Origin of the sequence: Chryseobacterium sp. G0162, from assembly GCF_003815715.1 — a bacterium.
Taxonomy (GTDB): Bacteria; Bacteroidota; Bacteroidia; order Flavobacteriales; family Weeksellaceae; genus Chryseobacterium.
Window position 1 is genome coordinate 4,119,982 of record NZ_CP033922.1, and the last position, 15,694, is coordinate 4,135,675.

Sequence of the window (15,694 nt, forward strand, 5' to 3'; positions counted from 1 at the left end):
ATTATTGGTGATAAGTAACTTCTGCTATTCCTTTCCTTTGACGAAGTGGTTAATGTGTCGTTTTTGCTTTACTATGTGCCTCTTTTGTCTTTTCCCGGTTTCCTCTTTTTCACTACCTTCGTGCCCTACAATCCATTTCCTATGGCTAAAAAGTCCCCTAAAGAATCTCTCCAGGAACCCGATTTTGTTTCACAGCTGGCTTTTGATGAAGTGTTACAGCAAGTAGAATTTGATCTCAGGATCAAAGAGTTTGTGGTAATGGAAATTGACAGAGCAAATTATATTATCAAACCTAATATGCCCTATCGCTCAGATTATTTCTGTATTTTTTTGGTTCAGGAGGGGAGTGTGGGGTTTAGATTGGATGATAAAAAATATATGGTCTATAAAGGAGATATTGTCTTTTGTCCTATGGCAGAGACTTTTTGGGTAGATGATATTGCGGATGATTATAATGCCAAATATATTTTCTTTTCGGTAGATTTTATTTCCCAGGCTGGTTTTAATTATAAATCTAATAATGTTCTGAAGAGTTTGTCATCAGACCCTACTCATATTGTAAGGAATGAACCGGAACTTTATAAAAGGTTACAATTCTACCTTGATGAATTGAAGATGTTGAATAACAAGGAGAAAGATAATTATTATTTTAACGAAATGATCTGGCACCACTTCTCGTTGGTTATCTATGAAATCGATAATTATTTCAAAAAAATTGAAAAGCCGCATTCGGTGACCCCTAGGGAAGACGAACTGACCACCAGTTTCTTTATACTTGTTCAGCAATATTTTAAAGACGAACACAATGTACAATTCTATGCGGACAAGTTATTTATTAGCCGGAAATATCTTACCAAAGTGATCAATAAAACAATGTTCAAAACACCTAGGGATATTATTCATCAGGTATTGGCAGTAGAAGCAAGATTATTGCTCAGAAATCCGAATCTTAATGTCAATGAAGTAGCTTCAAAGCTTAAATTCTCAGATCAGGCGTCCTTTAGTAAATTTTTCAAAAAACATACAGGGAGAGCTCCTCTGGAGTATAGGAAAGATGATTTGTATTGATAATCAATGAGTTGTATTTAAGGTGTCTTTTTGATAAAAAATTGACTTATTTTTGATTTAAATTTTAGAAATATATCATTCAATTTATCTATGAATGATATTTCTCATGTTTTTTAAAATAAGGAGTCTTTTTGACAAAACAAGGGGTTTTTTGAATAATTCTATTGAATTTTTTTCGTTCGAATTTTGTGGCGAAAATTTAAATGACTAGAGTTATGCAAAGATTTTTTGTTCAAAAATCAACACTACTTTTTCTTGCACTCATTGCATTGGCGGGATGTAAGAAAGGGAATCAAAACCAGGCTTATCAGCAACAGGCACCAGAACTTCCTGTAGAAATAGTACAACAAGGAGACGCTTCAGTTTCCAGAGAATATGCAGCATCGGTTGAAGGAATCTCTAATGTAGAAATCAGACCTCAGGTAACAGGATACCTAAGTAAAATTTTTGTAGATGAAGGAGATTATGTGAGAGCCGGGCAACCACTTTTTAAAATTGAAGACAGAATATTTGCTGAACAGATGAAAAGTGCGCAGGCTGCATTGATTACAGCGCAGGCTAATCTTTCGACGTCTAAAATTGATCTGGACAGAAAAAAGGAACTTTTAAAAAATAAAATGGTTTCCGAAATACAGGTGAAGGAGGCTGAAGCGGCTTATAATGCAGCTAGAGGAGCAGTAAGCCAATCAACATCTTCCATTGAATCGGCAAAGATCAATCTTAATTTTTCTACGATTAAAGCTCCGGTAAGTGGATTTATCGGAAGATTCAATTATCGTTTAGGAAGCTTGATGACACCAGGAAACCAGGAAGCGATTACCCTACTGTCAGATATTCATCAGGTGTATGCCTATTTCAGCTTAAGTGAAAATGACTTTAATAACTTCCGGAAACAATATGTAGGAAGCAGTATTGATGAGGTTATTAAAAACACTCCGGCAGTATCTCTATTGCTTTCCGGTGGTGAAAAGTATGCTGAGACAGGAAGGATTGATGCTGTTGAAGGGCAGTTTAATAAAACTACGGGTTCTATTACTTTAAGAGCAAAATTCAACAACCCGAATAATATCCTGAGAAGCGGAAATACAGGAAAGATCTTATTGGATCAGTTCTATAGCAATGTTGTGTTGCTTCCGATTGCATCTACCAGAACCATTCAGGATAAAGTTTTTGTGTTTACGATCAAGAATGGAAAAGCAGAAATGCTTCCTGTAGAAGTCAGTGGAAAAACGGGTGATAATTTCATTGTTTCCAAAGGGTTGAAAGCTGGAGATCAGTATATCGTTTCCGGTTTCGACAGATTACAGCCGGGAACTCCTGTAGTGGCACAAAAGAAAAATGCTCAACAGAAAAAATCGTAAGAAGAAATCATGTTAAAGAAAATTATAAAAAGACCCGTACTGGCCACGGTTATTTCCGTGTTGCTTGTTATTCTCGGGATTGTCGGTATGGTCAGCCTGCCGATTACAAAATTCCCGGATATTGCACCGCCTACCGTGATGGTAACGGCTGCCTATCCCGGAGCTAATGCTGAAACAATTGCAAGATCTGTGGCTCCACCATTGGAAAACGCCATCAATGGAGTAGAAAATATGGATTACATTACTTCTACAGCGAGTAATGATGGAACATTGAGTATTACTGTGATCTTTAAACTGGGTACAGATCCGGATCAGGCTGCGATTAACGTTCAGAACAGGGTAGCACAGGTAACCAACCAGCTTCCTGCTGAGGTGATCCAGGCCGGAATTACTACGGTAAAGAGACAGAATAGTATGATTGCGATGGTTTCCTTAACGAGTAAAGATGGTTCAATGAGTGATCTTTTCCTTGAAAACTATGCAAAAATCAATATTGTTCCGGAACTGAAAAGGGTGAAAGGAGTAGGTGATGCTATGGTGTACGGTAACAAAGATTATTCTATGCGAGTATGGCTTGATCCGAATAAACTGGCTTCCTATAATCTTACTCCATCTGATGTTTCCCGTGCGATTCAGACCCAAAATCTCGAAGCAGCACCCGGAAGATTAGGGGAAAGAAGTAAAGAAGTAATGGAATATGTTCTCCGGTATAAAGGAAAATTTACCGAGCCTGAACAATACGAAAATATTACCATTAAAGCATTAAGCGACGGGTCTGTTTTGAAATTAAAAGATGTTGCCAGAGTAGAGTTTGGAGCTTACAGTTATACGGTTTCCTCTAACTTTAATAAAAAGGCTTCTGTAACGATGGCGATCTTCCAGATGGCGGGTTCCAATGCGAACGAGGTTCAGATTGCACTACAGGAAAGAATGAAGGAATTGGAAAAATCTTTCCCGGCAGGAATGGATTATGAAATTCCATATGCGACTAAAGAGGCATTAGACCAATCAATTGAACAGGTAATTCATACCTTGATTGAAGCATTTATTCTTGTATTCATTGTAGTGTATATTTTCTTACAGGATTTCCGATCTACTTTAATTCCAGCCATTGCAGTACCGGTTTCGATTGTAGGAACGTTCTTCTTTATGAAGATTTTTGGATTCTCTATCAACATTCTTACATTGTTTGCCCTGGTGCTCGCGATTGGTATCGTGGTGGATGATGCCATTGTAGTGGTAGAAGCCGTTCATGCTAAAATGGAGCATAAAAAACTGAATCCAAGAGCAGCCACCATGTCTGCGATGAGTGAGATTACAGGAGCTATTGTTTCCATTACTTTAATTATGTCTGCGGTATTCGTTCCGGTAGCATTTATGAGTGGGTCCACAGGGCTGTTCTATCAACAGTTTGCTTTAACATTAGCAATTGCTATTATAATTTCTGCTATCAATGCATTGACTTTAAGCCCAGCTTTATGTGCATTATTCCTTAAACAGCATCATGGGGGAACTCATGAAAAAATGAACTTTAAAGACCGTTTCTTTGCTGGATTTAATGCGAGTTTTAATAAGCTGACATTCCGTTACGGAAAAGCGGTACTGTTTCTTTTGAAGAAAAAGTGGATTGCAGTGGCCATGATTGTAGCGTTTGGAGGATTGTTTGCCTGGATGTCTATGACCACTCCAAAAGGATTTATTCCTGACGAAGATCAGAGTTTTATTATTGTAACGGCTAACCTGGCACCTGGAGCGTCTAAAGACAGAACATCCAAAGTAGTATCTGATACGGAAGATCTTTTGATGAAAAATCCTGCGGTAGATAAAGTGATTTCTGTAGATGGGCTGAACTTATTCAGTGGATCAATGTCTTCCTCAGCAGCTTCTATTTTCGTTAAATTAAAAAATTCAGGAGAAAGAGGAGCTGTCAGCAATATCAATGATATTATCGGGCAGACGCAGGGAATGCTTTCCAAAGATAAAAGAGCGAATTTCCTTGTAATCAATACGCCAACGGTTGATGGTTTCGGAAATACGAGTGGAATGGAGCTTGTGCTTCAGGATCGTACCAATGGAGAACTTCAGAACCTTGGAAATATTTCCTACGGAATGATGGGTGCTTTGATGCAGAGACCCGAAGTGGCGGTCGCATTTACCACTTTTGATGTTACCTATCCTCAGTTTGAAGTGCTTGTAGATGAGGTGAAATCCGCTCAGCTTGGAGTGAATGTTTCTGATGTATTGGGAGTGATGCAGGGATACTACGGAAGTATTCAGGCTTCAGATTTCAATAGATTTGGGAAATATTACAGAGTTTTAGTACAGTCTACTCCAGAAACGAGACAGGATAAAGAATCTCTGAATGGACTTTTTGTTAAAAATAACCTGGGACAAATGGTTCCTATTAATACTTTGGTGAGTTTAAAGCAGACAACAGGAGCTGAGGTGGTAGACCGTTTCAACCTTTTCAATTCATCCAATTTAACAGTAATGGCTGCGCCGGGTTACAGTACAGGACAAGCTATGGCGGCTGTAGAAGAAGTAAGCAAGCAGGTTCTTCCTCCTGGATATACTTATGATTATAAAGGGATGAGCCGTGAAGAGGCAGGTTCCAGTTCGCAGTCAGTAATGATTTTTGGGTTGTGTATTGTATTTGTATTCTTCCTTTTATCAGCACAATATGAAAGTTATATTCTCCCATTCGCTGTATTGATCGCTATTCCTGTAGGATTATCAGGCGTTTTTGTGGGAATTACTTTCGCAGAGTTATCTAATAATATTTACGTTCAGATTGCTCTTGTAATGTTGATCGGGCTTTTGGCGAAGAACGGTATTTTGATCGTGGAATTTGCTATCCAGAGACGAAGAGCTGGAAAAAGTCTTATTGCTTCAGCGGTGGAAGGAGCAAAGGCAAGATTACGTCCGATTTTGATGACCTCTTTGGCATTCATTACAGGATTGCTTCCATTGATTTTTGTAGTAGGACCGTCAGCAATGGGTAATCATTCTATTGGATATGCGGCAATTTCAGGGATGCTTTTTGGAACCATCTTAGGGATTTTTGTAGTTCCGGTACTTTTTGTGATGTTCCAGGCTTTGCATGAGAAAATCAACGGAAGAGTAGTAACTGATGCAGATTGGGAATATTAATTCAAATGATTTTAACAATGAAAATTAAAAATATAGCATATATCGCATTCATTTCGGGAACGGCTGTTTCTTGCGGAGTCCAGAAGTATGAACAGTCTGAAGTGAAAATGCCTGAAGCTTTCAGAAGTGACAGTGTTGTGGTTGAGCAGAATGACAATATTGCGAAGATCGGTTACAAAGACTTTTTCAAAGATCCGGTTTTGGTACAATTGATTGATAAAGCAATGGTGCAGAATAATGATTTGCAGGTAGCTTTAAAACAAATAGAATTTGCTTCATTAGCGTATACGCAAAGCAAATGGGGAAATATTCCTACAATCAATGCCACTGCGAATGCCACTATCAACCGTGCTTCAGATAACAGTATGAACGGAATGATGGGGAGGCAGTTTATGGGAAAGAGGTATACAGAAGATTATACGACAGGGCTCAATTTTTCGTGGGAAGCTGACATCTGGGGAAAAATTAAAGGAAGAAAGGAGCAGGCATTAGCAGACTATCTAAAAACCCAGGAAGCAGCGAAAGCGGTAAAAACACAAGTGGTGGCAGCAGTCGTTCAGGGCTATTACAATCTTTTGATGCTGGATACTCAATTGGAAATTACAAAATCCAATCTTACCTATGCGGATACTACCCTGAAATTTTTGGTAAAACAGCAGGAGCTTGGATTAACAACAGCTTTAGCGGTACAACAACAGGAAATTGTAAAAGATCAGATCCTGAAAACAATTCCGGCGATTGAAAGTTCTGTGGCTACACAGGAAAATGCTTTGAGTCTATTAACGGGTTCTATGCCTGAGAAAATCGAAAGAAGTGCAAGTCTGAATACTATTCAGTCTCCGGACCATATTTCTGCGGGAGTTCCCTTAGAATTATTAAGCTATAGGCCAGATATAAAAACTGCTGAGTTGGAAGTGAGGAAGAGTGCCGCAGCAATTCATGTGGCCAAAATGAGCATGTATCCGTCATTGAATATTACGGCTCAGGGCGGAGTAAATGCCTTTCAGGTCAGTCATTGGTTTAGTATTCCGGGATCTCTTTTCGGAATGGCTGCCGGAGCCATTGCCCAGCCTATTTTGAATGGAAAACAGCTGAAAACGCAGTATGAACAGTCTAAAGTATTGGCAGATCAGGCTGAAATAGGTTTTAAACAAGCTGTATTGAAGGCAGTAGGAGAGGTTTCTGATGCACTGGTACAGATTCAGAAACTGGAAGAACAACAGAAAATTGCTGAAGGATTGGTTGTGAAGTCTAATGAAGCTGTAAAGAAAGCGGATTTGTTATTCAAATATAACTCTGCAACCTATGTAGAGGTCATTATGACACAGACCAATAAGCTTAATGCTGAATTGGAACTGGCTTCTCTGAAAGCTCAGCGATTGAACGCAATCACTGCACTGTATCGCTCCGTAGGTGGCGGATGGCAATAAAGTAAAATTAAACCTGCTTCGTCTTTAGATGCAGCAGGTTTTTAATCCAAAATTATTATGAAGGATACAAATATACAGGAGGGAATTATTTTAATTCCGGATTTTAGCGGATTTACCGAATTTGTGTTCAATACCAAACTTTATACAGGAGAATATATTGTAAGACAACTACTTTCTACACTGATTGATGTGAATAATCAGTATTTTGAAATTTCTGAAATTGAAGGTGATGCTATTTTGTTTTATCGGTATGATGAACATCCATCGTATCAGAATATTTCAGGAATGCTTTGGAAAATGCGCAATGCATTCAACAGAAAAATAAAAGAATTGAGTAAAAGCTTAAGTACTACCATAGATTTATCTTTGAAATTTATTGTCCATTATGGGGCATTTTCACAGTATAATATTGGAAGTTTCAGAAAATTGTACGGGAAACCGATTGTAGAGGCGCATCAGTTATTGAAAAACGGATGGGCACAGCAACCTTCATATGCTTTATTCAGTAATTCTTTTTTAGAAAGTACGAGTAATCAGGAAGCTGATTTTAATGAAGATCAGCATCATCTGCCAGAAGTAGGTATGATCCATTATTTTGAAAATGTAAACTAGCATATTTTTTATTTTTTAATCCTTGTAAATTTGCTATTGCTAGCGGCCCGGGGTGAGATCCGGGCTTTTTTATGGGTAAAATGAAAATAAATAATGTTAAAGTTTGGTTAATAGAAATTATTATCATGATGGATTTATTGTATATATGTTGGGAATAAGGGTTTTTAATTGTTTGTTTTATCTTAATAATTGTTATTTTTTTAAATTATTTTTAAAAATGAATTTAGTAAACTGTTAAAACCTAGAAGTTTATTTCGTTCTTTAATTTTTTTGATGTAACAAATGTTAGCGTATAGTGGTCTTATAGATAAAACTAAGATTTCACATGAAAAGAATATTATTTTCTATAGCAGCATTAACGGGTTCTTTGGTTCTGGCCCAGACTCAGGCTCCAGATCCAGTTGCTAAGGATACTGTAAAGGGAAATGCAAAAGAGATAGAAGCGGTTACCATTGTAGCGAGAAAACCAACAGTAGAGTCTAAAGTAGACCGAACTGTTTTTAATGTGGCAAACAGTGCTATCGTAGCTGGAAATACTACATGGGATGTACTGAGAATGACCCCACTGGTAAGTATTGACAATAGTGACGCTATAAAAGCGGAAGGGCAATCGGTCACAGTATATATCAATGATAGAAAATCAGTTTTTACAGGAAAAGAATTAAAAGAATACCTTAAAACGATTCCGGCAGATAATCTACTGAAGATCGAGGTGATTACAAGCCCGTCTTCACGATATGAAGCTTCCGGTTCTGTAATCAATATTGTTTTGAAAAAACGCGATGATGAAGGATTAAAAGGAAGTATTTCACTCAGTAACAGGCAGAGTACAAAAAATACACAGTATTCCAACTTCAACCTGAATTACCACAAAAAGAAATTTACGCAAACCTTTATAGGAAGTTATTCTAATAATAATTATGTACAAAAAGGTTCCAGTAATATTGTGTTTTATGCTGACAATACCCTCAATAGGGATTTGAGCTATCAAACCATATCCAGAAGTGAAACGCCATCACTTTCCTCTACTTCCGAATTTGAGCTTAATGATAAAAATAATATAGGAGTTGTCCTGGAGTATTATCAAAGCCGTGGTTTATCTTCATCAGATACAGACGGGAGAGAATATGATTATCTGAAAAAAGATTTTATTGATTATCATCAGGCTCAAAACGCGAATACCTTTTACCGTAATCTGGGAACGAATGCTTTTTATAAATATTACGATAAAGAAAAAAACAGGATCCTGGATATTAATCTAGGAACCAATTACTCCGGAAATGATAATAATGAGCTCATCAATAAAACAATATTAAATGATCCAAATATTAAAGAAATAGGATCAGTAAATAATGGGCAGATGCGTAATTATTATCTGAAAGTAGATTATACCCAGCCATTAGGCAAATCCTGGGGAACAATTGAAGTAGGAGGAAAAACAGAACTCAACAATCATGTAATTCCTAATAATCTTTATGGATACAGCTTGGGGACTTCTGAATATGCAGGGCTTTCAACAAGGGATAAATTCCATTATGAGGATAATATAACTTCTGTATATGCCAACTATAGCAAAACGTTTTTCAAGAAACTGGAAACCAGGATAGGTCTTCGATATGAATATATTGATTTCAAGGTAAGACAGGACGTTGCAGGAACCGAAAGAAAAGACGGCTATGGTACTTTTCTCCCTAACTTATTGCTGAAATATAATTTTTCAGATAAATATGATTTGAGCCTTACTTATGACCGTAGAATCTGGAGACCCTGGTATTCGGAATTCAATCCTTTTTTAACTCCATCCATTGACGGAACGTATTCCAGAGGAAATATGGATCTGAATCCAAACCCTAACGACAGGCTTTATCTGAAGTTTGGAATCCTGAAAAAGTATTTTATTTCTGCAAGATATATGTATACCAATCAGGATTACTGGACTACTTATTCCAGTGAAGGAGGAAGAAATGTATCTTTCCCCGGAAACTTTAATGGGAAAGTTGAGAAATATTACATTTTTGCCAATACCAATCAGAATTTTCTTAAAAATAAGCTGAATCTGAATGTTGGCTTCGGCTGGTACTATATTGATAATCATGATTTCAATTTGAAGAATGATATCGGAGGGAGAGCATATATCAATTATTGGGGTGGTTCTGCCAATCTTTCTTATACGAACCTTTTCAATAAAAATATTAACCTGAGTGCCTGGATGGAAATCTCCAATCAGAACAATGGAAATACTCAAGCCAATAATACCAACGTGTTCCACAATATTTCCATCACAAAAATATTTCCTAAAACACAGATGGAGGCCAGTATACAGCTGATGAATATCTTTAAACGACCTTATTCTGATGATATTACTTACAATCAGGGAGGAACAGTCAGAAGATATGAATTATGGGATTGGTATGGGGTGAATGTCACTTTTGTAAAGCGTTTCGGGAACCAGAAAGTGAAAGAAAATACCAAAACGGATGTTGAGAAAAATGCTGGAGGAGCAAAATAAAAAGTTAGTTCAATAAAAAATAAAGGTTTCATATTGAAACCTTTATTTTTTATTTCAATGCTGTATTTTTTATAGGCAGATAAGTTAAAAAAATCTGTGTAATCCGTATGATCTGCGGGAAGTTTTCTGAAGATTTGAATCACTAAAATTATAGCCGGCGCTATTGATAAAGGAACCTTTTTTATTCATCAACGATGGGAAGCTGGCTTCTTTAAAGTTTTTATTTTTCTTGATGGTTAAAAATTATTTAAGTTCCCGCGGATCTCACAGATAGATGAGAACGTCTACTTAGGCACAGGAATCTGCGAGAAATAAAAAAGCAGGCTTCAAAACTGAAACCTGCTTCATAAATTCTACAAAATTAATTAGATAGATAAGTTAGTCGTCAAATAGTAATTTCCATCTTCTATCCATTACTATTTCAACGTAAACTTTATTTTTGTTTTGATGGCATCCGAAGAATTACCCATTAAAGCTTCAAAGTCTCCCGGTTCTGCTACCCAATCGTGTTTTTGAGCATCAAAGAAACTTAATGCAGATTTATCGATGGTGAAAGTCACTTCTTTTTGTTCTCCAGGGTTTAAATAAACCTTTTCAAAGCCTTTTAATTCTTTGGCAGGGCGTGGAACAGATGATTTCAAATCGCTGATGTAAAGCTGCGCAACTTCGGCTCCGGCTTTTTTTCCTGTATTTTTAACGGTTACCGTAAAAGTAATAGTATCGTTCTGTGATAAACTTGTTTTATCTGCTTTTGCTTTTCCAAATTCAAATGTGGTATAGCTTAATCCATGTCCGAAGCTGAAAAGAGGTTTAATGTTTTTGGTATCATGCCAGCGGTATCCTACAAATACACCTTCGTTGTAAGTGATATTGATCGGGTTTTTCTGATCTTTTCCTTTTCCTGCAGCCAATTCATCTTTCTGACCAGGATATTCTCCAAGTTGATGAGCTGAATTATCTTCAAGCTTTACAGGGAAAGTAAACGGAAGTTTTCCTGATGGGTTGGCATCACCTGCTACAATAGAAGCAATAGAATTTCCAGCCTCAGAACCCAGATACCATGCCTGTAAAACTGTTGGTACCTCTTTAATCCAAGGCATGGCTACTGCATTTCCTGAAACTAAAACTACAGCCAGATTTTTGTTAGCTTTAGCTAATGCTGTAATCACATTATCCTGGTTGTAAGGTAATCCATAGCTCTTTCTGTCATTTCCTTCACTGTCCTGGAAGTCTGCTTTGTTTAATCCGCCAACGAAAATTACGTAATCGGATTTTTTTGCTAATTCTACAGCTTCATTGATTAGTTCCGCTTCAGAACGGGTGTCTTTCAGGTCCTGTCCGGATTTTACCCCGTTGTACTCTCCACCAATGTCACCTACATACCCTCTGGCATATTGCACATCAGCTTGTTTTCCAAATCTATTTTTGATTCCGTCTAAAGGAAGAGTTTCATATTTTACTTTTAAGGATGAAGAACCACCGCCCACAGTCATAATCTTGATGGCATTCTCACCAACAACAGCAATTCTTTTAGCCTTATTAACATCGATTGGAAGTATATTTCCCTGATTTTTTAACAGAACAATTCCTTCTTCCCCGATTTCTTTAGCTACAGCTTTATGTTCTTCAGAAGCGATATTTCCGAAAGGTTTATTTCGGTTCATTGTCGTTTTGTAGGCAAGACGAAGCAGTCGGGTTACCTTATCATCAAGTTCTTTAGTTCCTACTTTTCCTGCTTTAATCAGGTCAAGATATGGTTTTGCCAGATAATAATTATCATAGGCATTTTTGGTTCCGGCAGAAAGACCATTCGTCCATGATCCGAATTCAAGATCCAATCCGTTATGGATAGCCTGCTCAGTATTGTTAACAGCACCCCAGTCGGAAACCACTACACCTTTATAATTCCATTCTTTTTTCAGAATATCATTTAAAAGGTATTGATTCTGGCTGGCATACTGACCTTTATACATATCATAAGCGCCCATAATCGTCCACGAATCTCCTTCTGTCACTGCTGCTTTGAATGGAGGCAGGTAAATTTCATATAATGTTCTGTCATCTACATTTACATTGCTGGTATGGCGGAACATTTCCTGATTGTTCAGGGCAAAGTGTTTAACAGAAGTGGCTACCCCATTAGATTGTACCCCTTTGATATAAGGAACTACCATTTTTGAGGTCAGATAAGGATCTTCACCCATATATTCAAAGTTTCTGCCATTTAGAGGAGTTCTGTAAATATTGACACCTGGGCCCAATAGAATATCTTTCTTTCTGTAACGGGCTTCTTCTCCCAATGCTTTACCGTAGTTCCAGGACATTTTTTTATTCCAGGTAGCTGATAAGGCGGTAAGGGCAGGGTAGGCGATAATGGAGTCGTTGGTCCATCCGGCTTGATCCCATTCGTCCCACATGACTTCAGGACGTACCCCATGAGGGCCGTCAGTCGTCCAGAATTCAGGAATTCCTAATCTTGGAACACCGGGAGAACTGAATTTTGACTGCGCATGCAGCATAGCTACTTTTTCTTCCAGGGTCATTCTGGAAAGGGCATCCTGAATACGCTGTTCTACAGGTTTTGATTCATCTAAATAAATGGGAGTAGTGTTCTGGGCCATATAAGAAACAGAAATAAAGGTGAATAGACTTACAATGGCGGTTTTCTTTAACATATTGCCTTTTTAATGGATTGAAGCAAAAATAAACAAAATTTTTATATTATCTCAAATTGAGAAAATAAATTTTGAAACATAAAAAAACTGCCTACAAAATTGCTGGCAGCTTGTTATTTATTGGAAGGTAGAAATCTGTTGGGAGAGATTTGTAGATAATAGACTGAGAGATGCAATATTTGATGTCAATAGTCAATTTTGCTTCGCAAGTGAATCGTTAATTAGGAGTGAAGGGATAACGATCTTGAACTTTAAACCTCGCACTCTACTTCTCAATCTTCAGGCTCATTACCATCCTTTCACAGCTCCTCCTTTGAAAACTTCCAGGGCTTTCTTTTCCACTTCATCAGATTGGTAAGCTTTAACAAAGTTTTTTACCTTCTGGCTGTTCTTATTATCCTGTCTTGCCACGACAAGGTTAACATAAGGAGAGTCTTTATCTTCTTTAAATATACCCTGCTTTTCTGAATCCAATCCGGCTTGTGCAGCAAAATTATTGTTGATGATTCCTACTACAACATCTCTGTCATCCAAAACCCTTGGGATCTGTGCTCCTTCAATTTCCATAATTTTCAGCTGTTTTGGATTTTCAGTAATATCGGTAACCTTTGGAAGCAATCCAACCCCTGCTCTTAGTTTCAGTAAACCGTTTTTCTGCAATAGAAGTAAGGAACGTCCACCATTGGTAGGGTCATTGGGAATAACAATAGTGCTCCCATTTTGTAACTGGTTAAGATTGTTAATTTTCTTTGAATAAGCTATAATAGGGTAGACAAACGTATTTCCTACAATAGCAAGATTATATCCTCTTTGTTTTGATTGTTCGGTTAAATAAGGAGCATGCTGAAAAGCATTCACATCAATATCTCCATTCATCAAAGCTTCATTGGGAACAACATAATCATTGAAAGGAATCAGCTCCACTTCAAGGTTGTATTTTTCCTTTGCTACTTTTTTAGCTACTTCAGCCACTTCCTGCTCTGGTCCATAAGTAATTCCCACTCGGATAAAGTTCGGATCATCTTTTCTTCCTGAACAGGCACTGAAAAGAAGTACTCCAGCAGCGATTAAACCTAAAATTTTTATTTTTTTCATTCTATTCTTTTTAATTTGTAAAGAAGTTAAAATAGTAAAATCACAAAAGCAGCGTTCGTTTATTTATTCTCCTTTACTCAAAAACTCTATTACTTCAACTTATCTATGGTCAAACCTCTTAGAAAGTCTATCTCCCATAAACTGGATGATAAAAACCAAAAGTACTAGTAAGATCAATACCGTATTCATAATCACAATATCATAACCGATATATCCATACTGGTATCCAACCTGTCCTAATCCACCGGCACCTACAGCACCACCCATCGCAGAATACCCTACTAATGTGATTAATGTAATGGTTGCATTATTAATCAATGAAGGAAGTGCTTCCGGAAGTAAAACCTTTCTGATGATCTGAAAAGGGGAAGCGCCTAAGGCTCTCGCTGTTTCTATTAATCCGTGAGGAACTTCGATAAGGCTGTTTTCAACCAATCTTGCAATAAAAGGGGCTGCTCCCACACTTAATGGAACCAATGCTGCATTGACTCCAATGGAGGTTCCCGCTAAAACCCTTGTAAAAGGGATCATCCACACAATTAAAATGATGAACGGGATCGCTCTGAAAATATTGACAATAATGGATAATGCTCTGTAGTAGATCACATTTTCTAACAACTGTCCTTTTCTTGTTAAAAATAAGAGAATTCCAACGGGGAGCCCTAAAACAAATCCAAAAAATCCGGATACGAATGTCATATAAATTGTTTCCCAGGTTCCTTTTGCCAAAAGGGCAAGTACTGCATCACTAAGCATATCCTTTTACTGTATTTTGAATTTTGTTCTGATTAAAATAATAGATGGCCTTCTGGTTTTCCTCAGCCTCTCCTTGAAGTTGCAAAAGTAGTTTACCAAAATTAGAATTCCCAAAATATTCTACATCTGCTTTCAAAAGTTTGTAAGGGATTTTATGTTCATTGTATAAGGCTGAAAGAATCTGTTCAACACTTATGTTTTCGTTAAGTTCTATTTCGACCAATGGAAATAGACCTTCCTGAGGTTCTTTCTGTAGCCTGGTATTGAGTTCCTGTGGCAGGGTCATGATGTCTGAATTTATAAATTGTTGGATCACCGGATTTTCCCGGTTTGAAATGATCTCACTTAATGTTCCTTTAGCTAATAGTTTTCCTTTGTCTATCACGGCAACGTGATTACAAACAGCTTTAATGACTTCCATTTCATGGGTAATCAGAAGAATAGTAATTCCTAATCTCACATTAATATCCTTTAGGAGCTGTAAAATAGATTGGGTGGTAACCGGATCCAGTGCACTGGTGGCTTCATCACAAAGCAACAGGTGAGGATCATTGGCTAAAGCCCTTGCGATGGCCACTCTTTGTTTCTGTCCTCCGGAAAGGTTTCTTGGGTAATCATGGGCTTTATCTTCAAGGCCAACAATCTTCAGTAATTCGTTGACCTTTTTATTGATTTGATCTTTGCTGATGTGGTCCAGCTCCAGAGGAAGTGCTACATTATCAAAAACAGTTCTTGAAGAAAGAAGGTTAAAGTGCTGGAAGATCATTCCTATTTTTTTACGTTCTTCAGCAAGCTGCTTTGAACTTAATTGGGTGAAATCCTTTCCATTAATAATGATCTGCCCTTCATCCGGTCTTTCCAACAGATTAACGGTACGGATCAGGGTACTTTTTCCGGCACCGGAGAAGCCTATGATACCTACAATATCTCCTTTATCAATGTTGAGGCTCACCTGGTCCAATGCCTTAAATGCCTGCTTCTTCTGATGGAATGTTTTTGATATGTTTCTGATTTCTATCATTCTGATGTTTTATACTA

Annotated in this window: 10 protein-coding genes; 6 read left to right on the forward strand and 4 right to left on the reverse strand. The window is 37.5% G+C overall.

All coding sequences use genetic code 11. From position 1 onward, the window contains the following. The first annotated feature begins 141 nt into the window (after positions 1 to 141). The 6 genes from EG344_RS18485 to EG344_RS18510 all read left to right on the forward strand — a co-directional run bounded on the left by EG344_RS18485 (position 142) and on the right by EG344_RS18510 (position 10,130). A complete protein-coding gene (locus tag EG344_RS18485) occupies positions 142 to 1,068 on the forward strand; it encodes a helix-turn-helix domain-containing protein (protein ID WP_123910841.1) in 927 nt (308 codons plus the stop codon). Between the two features lie 215 nt (positions 1,069 to 1,283). Next, positions 1,284 to 2,429, forward strand: a complete 1,146-nt coding sequence (locus tag EG344_RS18490; RefSeq protein ID WP_123910842.1) for an efflux RND transporter periplasmic adaptor subunit — start codon at positions 1,284 to 1,286, stop codon at positions 2,427 to 2,429. 9 nt (positions 2,430 to 2,438) lie between these two features. Then, a complete protein-coding gene (locus EG344_RS18495; protein WP_123910843.1) occupies positions 2,439 to 5,579 on the forward strand; it encodes an efflux RND transporter permease subunit in 3,141 nt (1,046 codons plus the stop codon). A 17-nt stretch (positions 5,580 to 5,596) separates the two neighbouring features. Beyond that, complete coding sequence (locus EG344_RS18500; RefSeq protein ID WP_228412762.1) at positions 5,597 to 7,009, forward strand: efflux transporter outer membrane subunit; 1,413 nt, start codon at positions 5,597 to 5,599, stop codon at positions 7,007 to 7,009. 57 nt (positions 7,010 to 7,066) lie between these two features. Then, positions 7,067 to 7,621 carry a DUF2652 domain-containing protein gene (locus EG344_RS18505; RefSeq protein WP_123910845.1) on the forward strand — a complete coding sequence of 185 codons (555 nt, stop codon included), beginning with the start codon at positions 7,067 to 7,069 and terminating at the stop codon, positions 7,619 to 7,621. Between the two features lie 325 nt (positions 7,622 to 7,946). Further along, a complete protein-coding gene (locus EG344_RS18510) occupies positions 7,947 to 10,130 on the forward strand; it encodes an outer membrane beta-barrel family protein (protein WP_123910846.1) in 2,184 nt (727 codons plus the stop codon). A gap of 416 nt (positions 10,131 to 10,546) precedes the next feature. Here the strand turns inward: EG344_RS18510 and EG344_RS18515 are convergent, their stop codons facing one another. The 4 genes from EG344_RS18515 to EG344_RS18530 all read right to left on the reverse strand — a co-directional run bounded on the left by EG344_RS18515 (position 10,547) and on the right by EG344_RS18530 (position 15,677). After that, a complete protein-coding gene (locus tag EG344_RS18515) occupies positions 10,547 to 12,805 on the reverse strand; it encodes a glycoside hydrolase family 3 C-terminal domain-containing protein (RefSeq protein ID WP_123910847.1) in 2,259 nt (752 codons plus the stop codon). A 288-nt stretch (positions 12,806 to 13,093) separates the two neighbouring features. Beyond that, on the reverse strand, positions 13,094 to 13,900 hold the full coding sequence (metQ, locus tag EG344_RS18520; protein ID WP_123910848.1) for a methionine ABC transporter substrate-binding lipoprotein MetQ: 807 nt from the start codon (positions 13,898 to 13,900) through the stop codon (positions 13,094 to 13,096). 99 nt (positions 13,901 to 13,999) lie between these two features. Further along, a complete protein-coding gene (gene metI / locus EG344_RS18525; protein WP_123910849.1) occupies positions 14,000 to 14,656 on the reverse strand; it encodes a methionine ABC transporter permease MetI in 657 nt (218 codons plus the stop codon). Next, the gene (locus EG344_RS18530; RefSeq protein ID WP_123910850.1) at positions 14,649 to 15,677 is read right to left on the reverse strand and encodes a methionine ABC transporter ATP-binding protein; all 1,029 of its coding nucleotides are present in this window, start codon (positions 15,675 to 15,677) and stop codon (positions 14,649 to 14,651) included. The genes metI and EG344_RS18530 overlap by 8 nt, the downstream gene beginning before the upstream one ends. Between the last annotated feature and the right edge of the window lie 17 nt (positions 15,678 to 15,694).

Bases quoted from the DNA above. Each gene is read 5' to 3' on its own strand.
- EG344_RS18485 (WP_123910841.1), top strand. From the start codon at position 142: ATGGCTAAAAAGTCCCCTAAAGAATCTCTCCAGGAACCCGATTTTGTT.
- EG344_RS18490 (WP_123910842.1), top strand. From the start codon at position 1,284: ATGCAAAGATTTTTTGTTCAAAAATCAACACTACTTTTTCTTGCACTC.
- EG344_RS18495 (WP_123910843.1), top strand. From the start codon at position 2,439: ATGTTAAAGAAAATTATAAAAAGACCCGTACTGGCCACGGTTATTTCC.
- EG344_RS18500 (WP_228412762.1), top strand. From the start codon at position 5,597: ATGAAAATTAAAAATATAGCATATATCGCATTCATTTCGGGAACGGCT.
- EG344_RS18505 (WP_123910845.1), top strand. From the start codon at position 7,067: ATGAAGGATACAAATATACAGGAGGGAATTATTTTAATTCCGGATTTT.
- EG344_RS18510 (WP_123910846.1), top strand. From the start codon at position 7,947: ATGAAAAGAATATTATTTTCTATAGCAGCATTAACGGGTTCTTTGGTT.
- EG344_RS18515 (WP_123910847.1), bottom strand. From the start codon at position 12,805: ATGTTAAAGAAAACCGCCATTGTAAGTCTATTCACCTTTATTTCTGTT.
- metQ (WP_123910848.1), bottom strand. From the start codon at position 13,900: ATGAAAAAAATAAAAATTTTAGGTTTAATCGCTGCTGGAGTACTTCTT.
- metI (WP_123910849.1), bottom strand. From the start codon at position 14,656: ATGCTTAGTGATGCAGTACTTGCCCTTTTGGCAAAAGGAACCTGGGAA.
- EG344_RS18530 (WP_123910850.1), bottom strand. From the start codon at position 15,677: ATGATAGAAATCAGAAACATATCAAAAACATTCCATCAGAAGAAGCAG.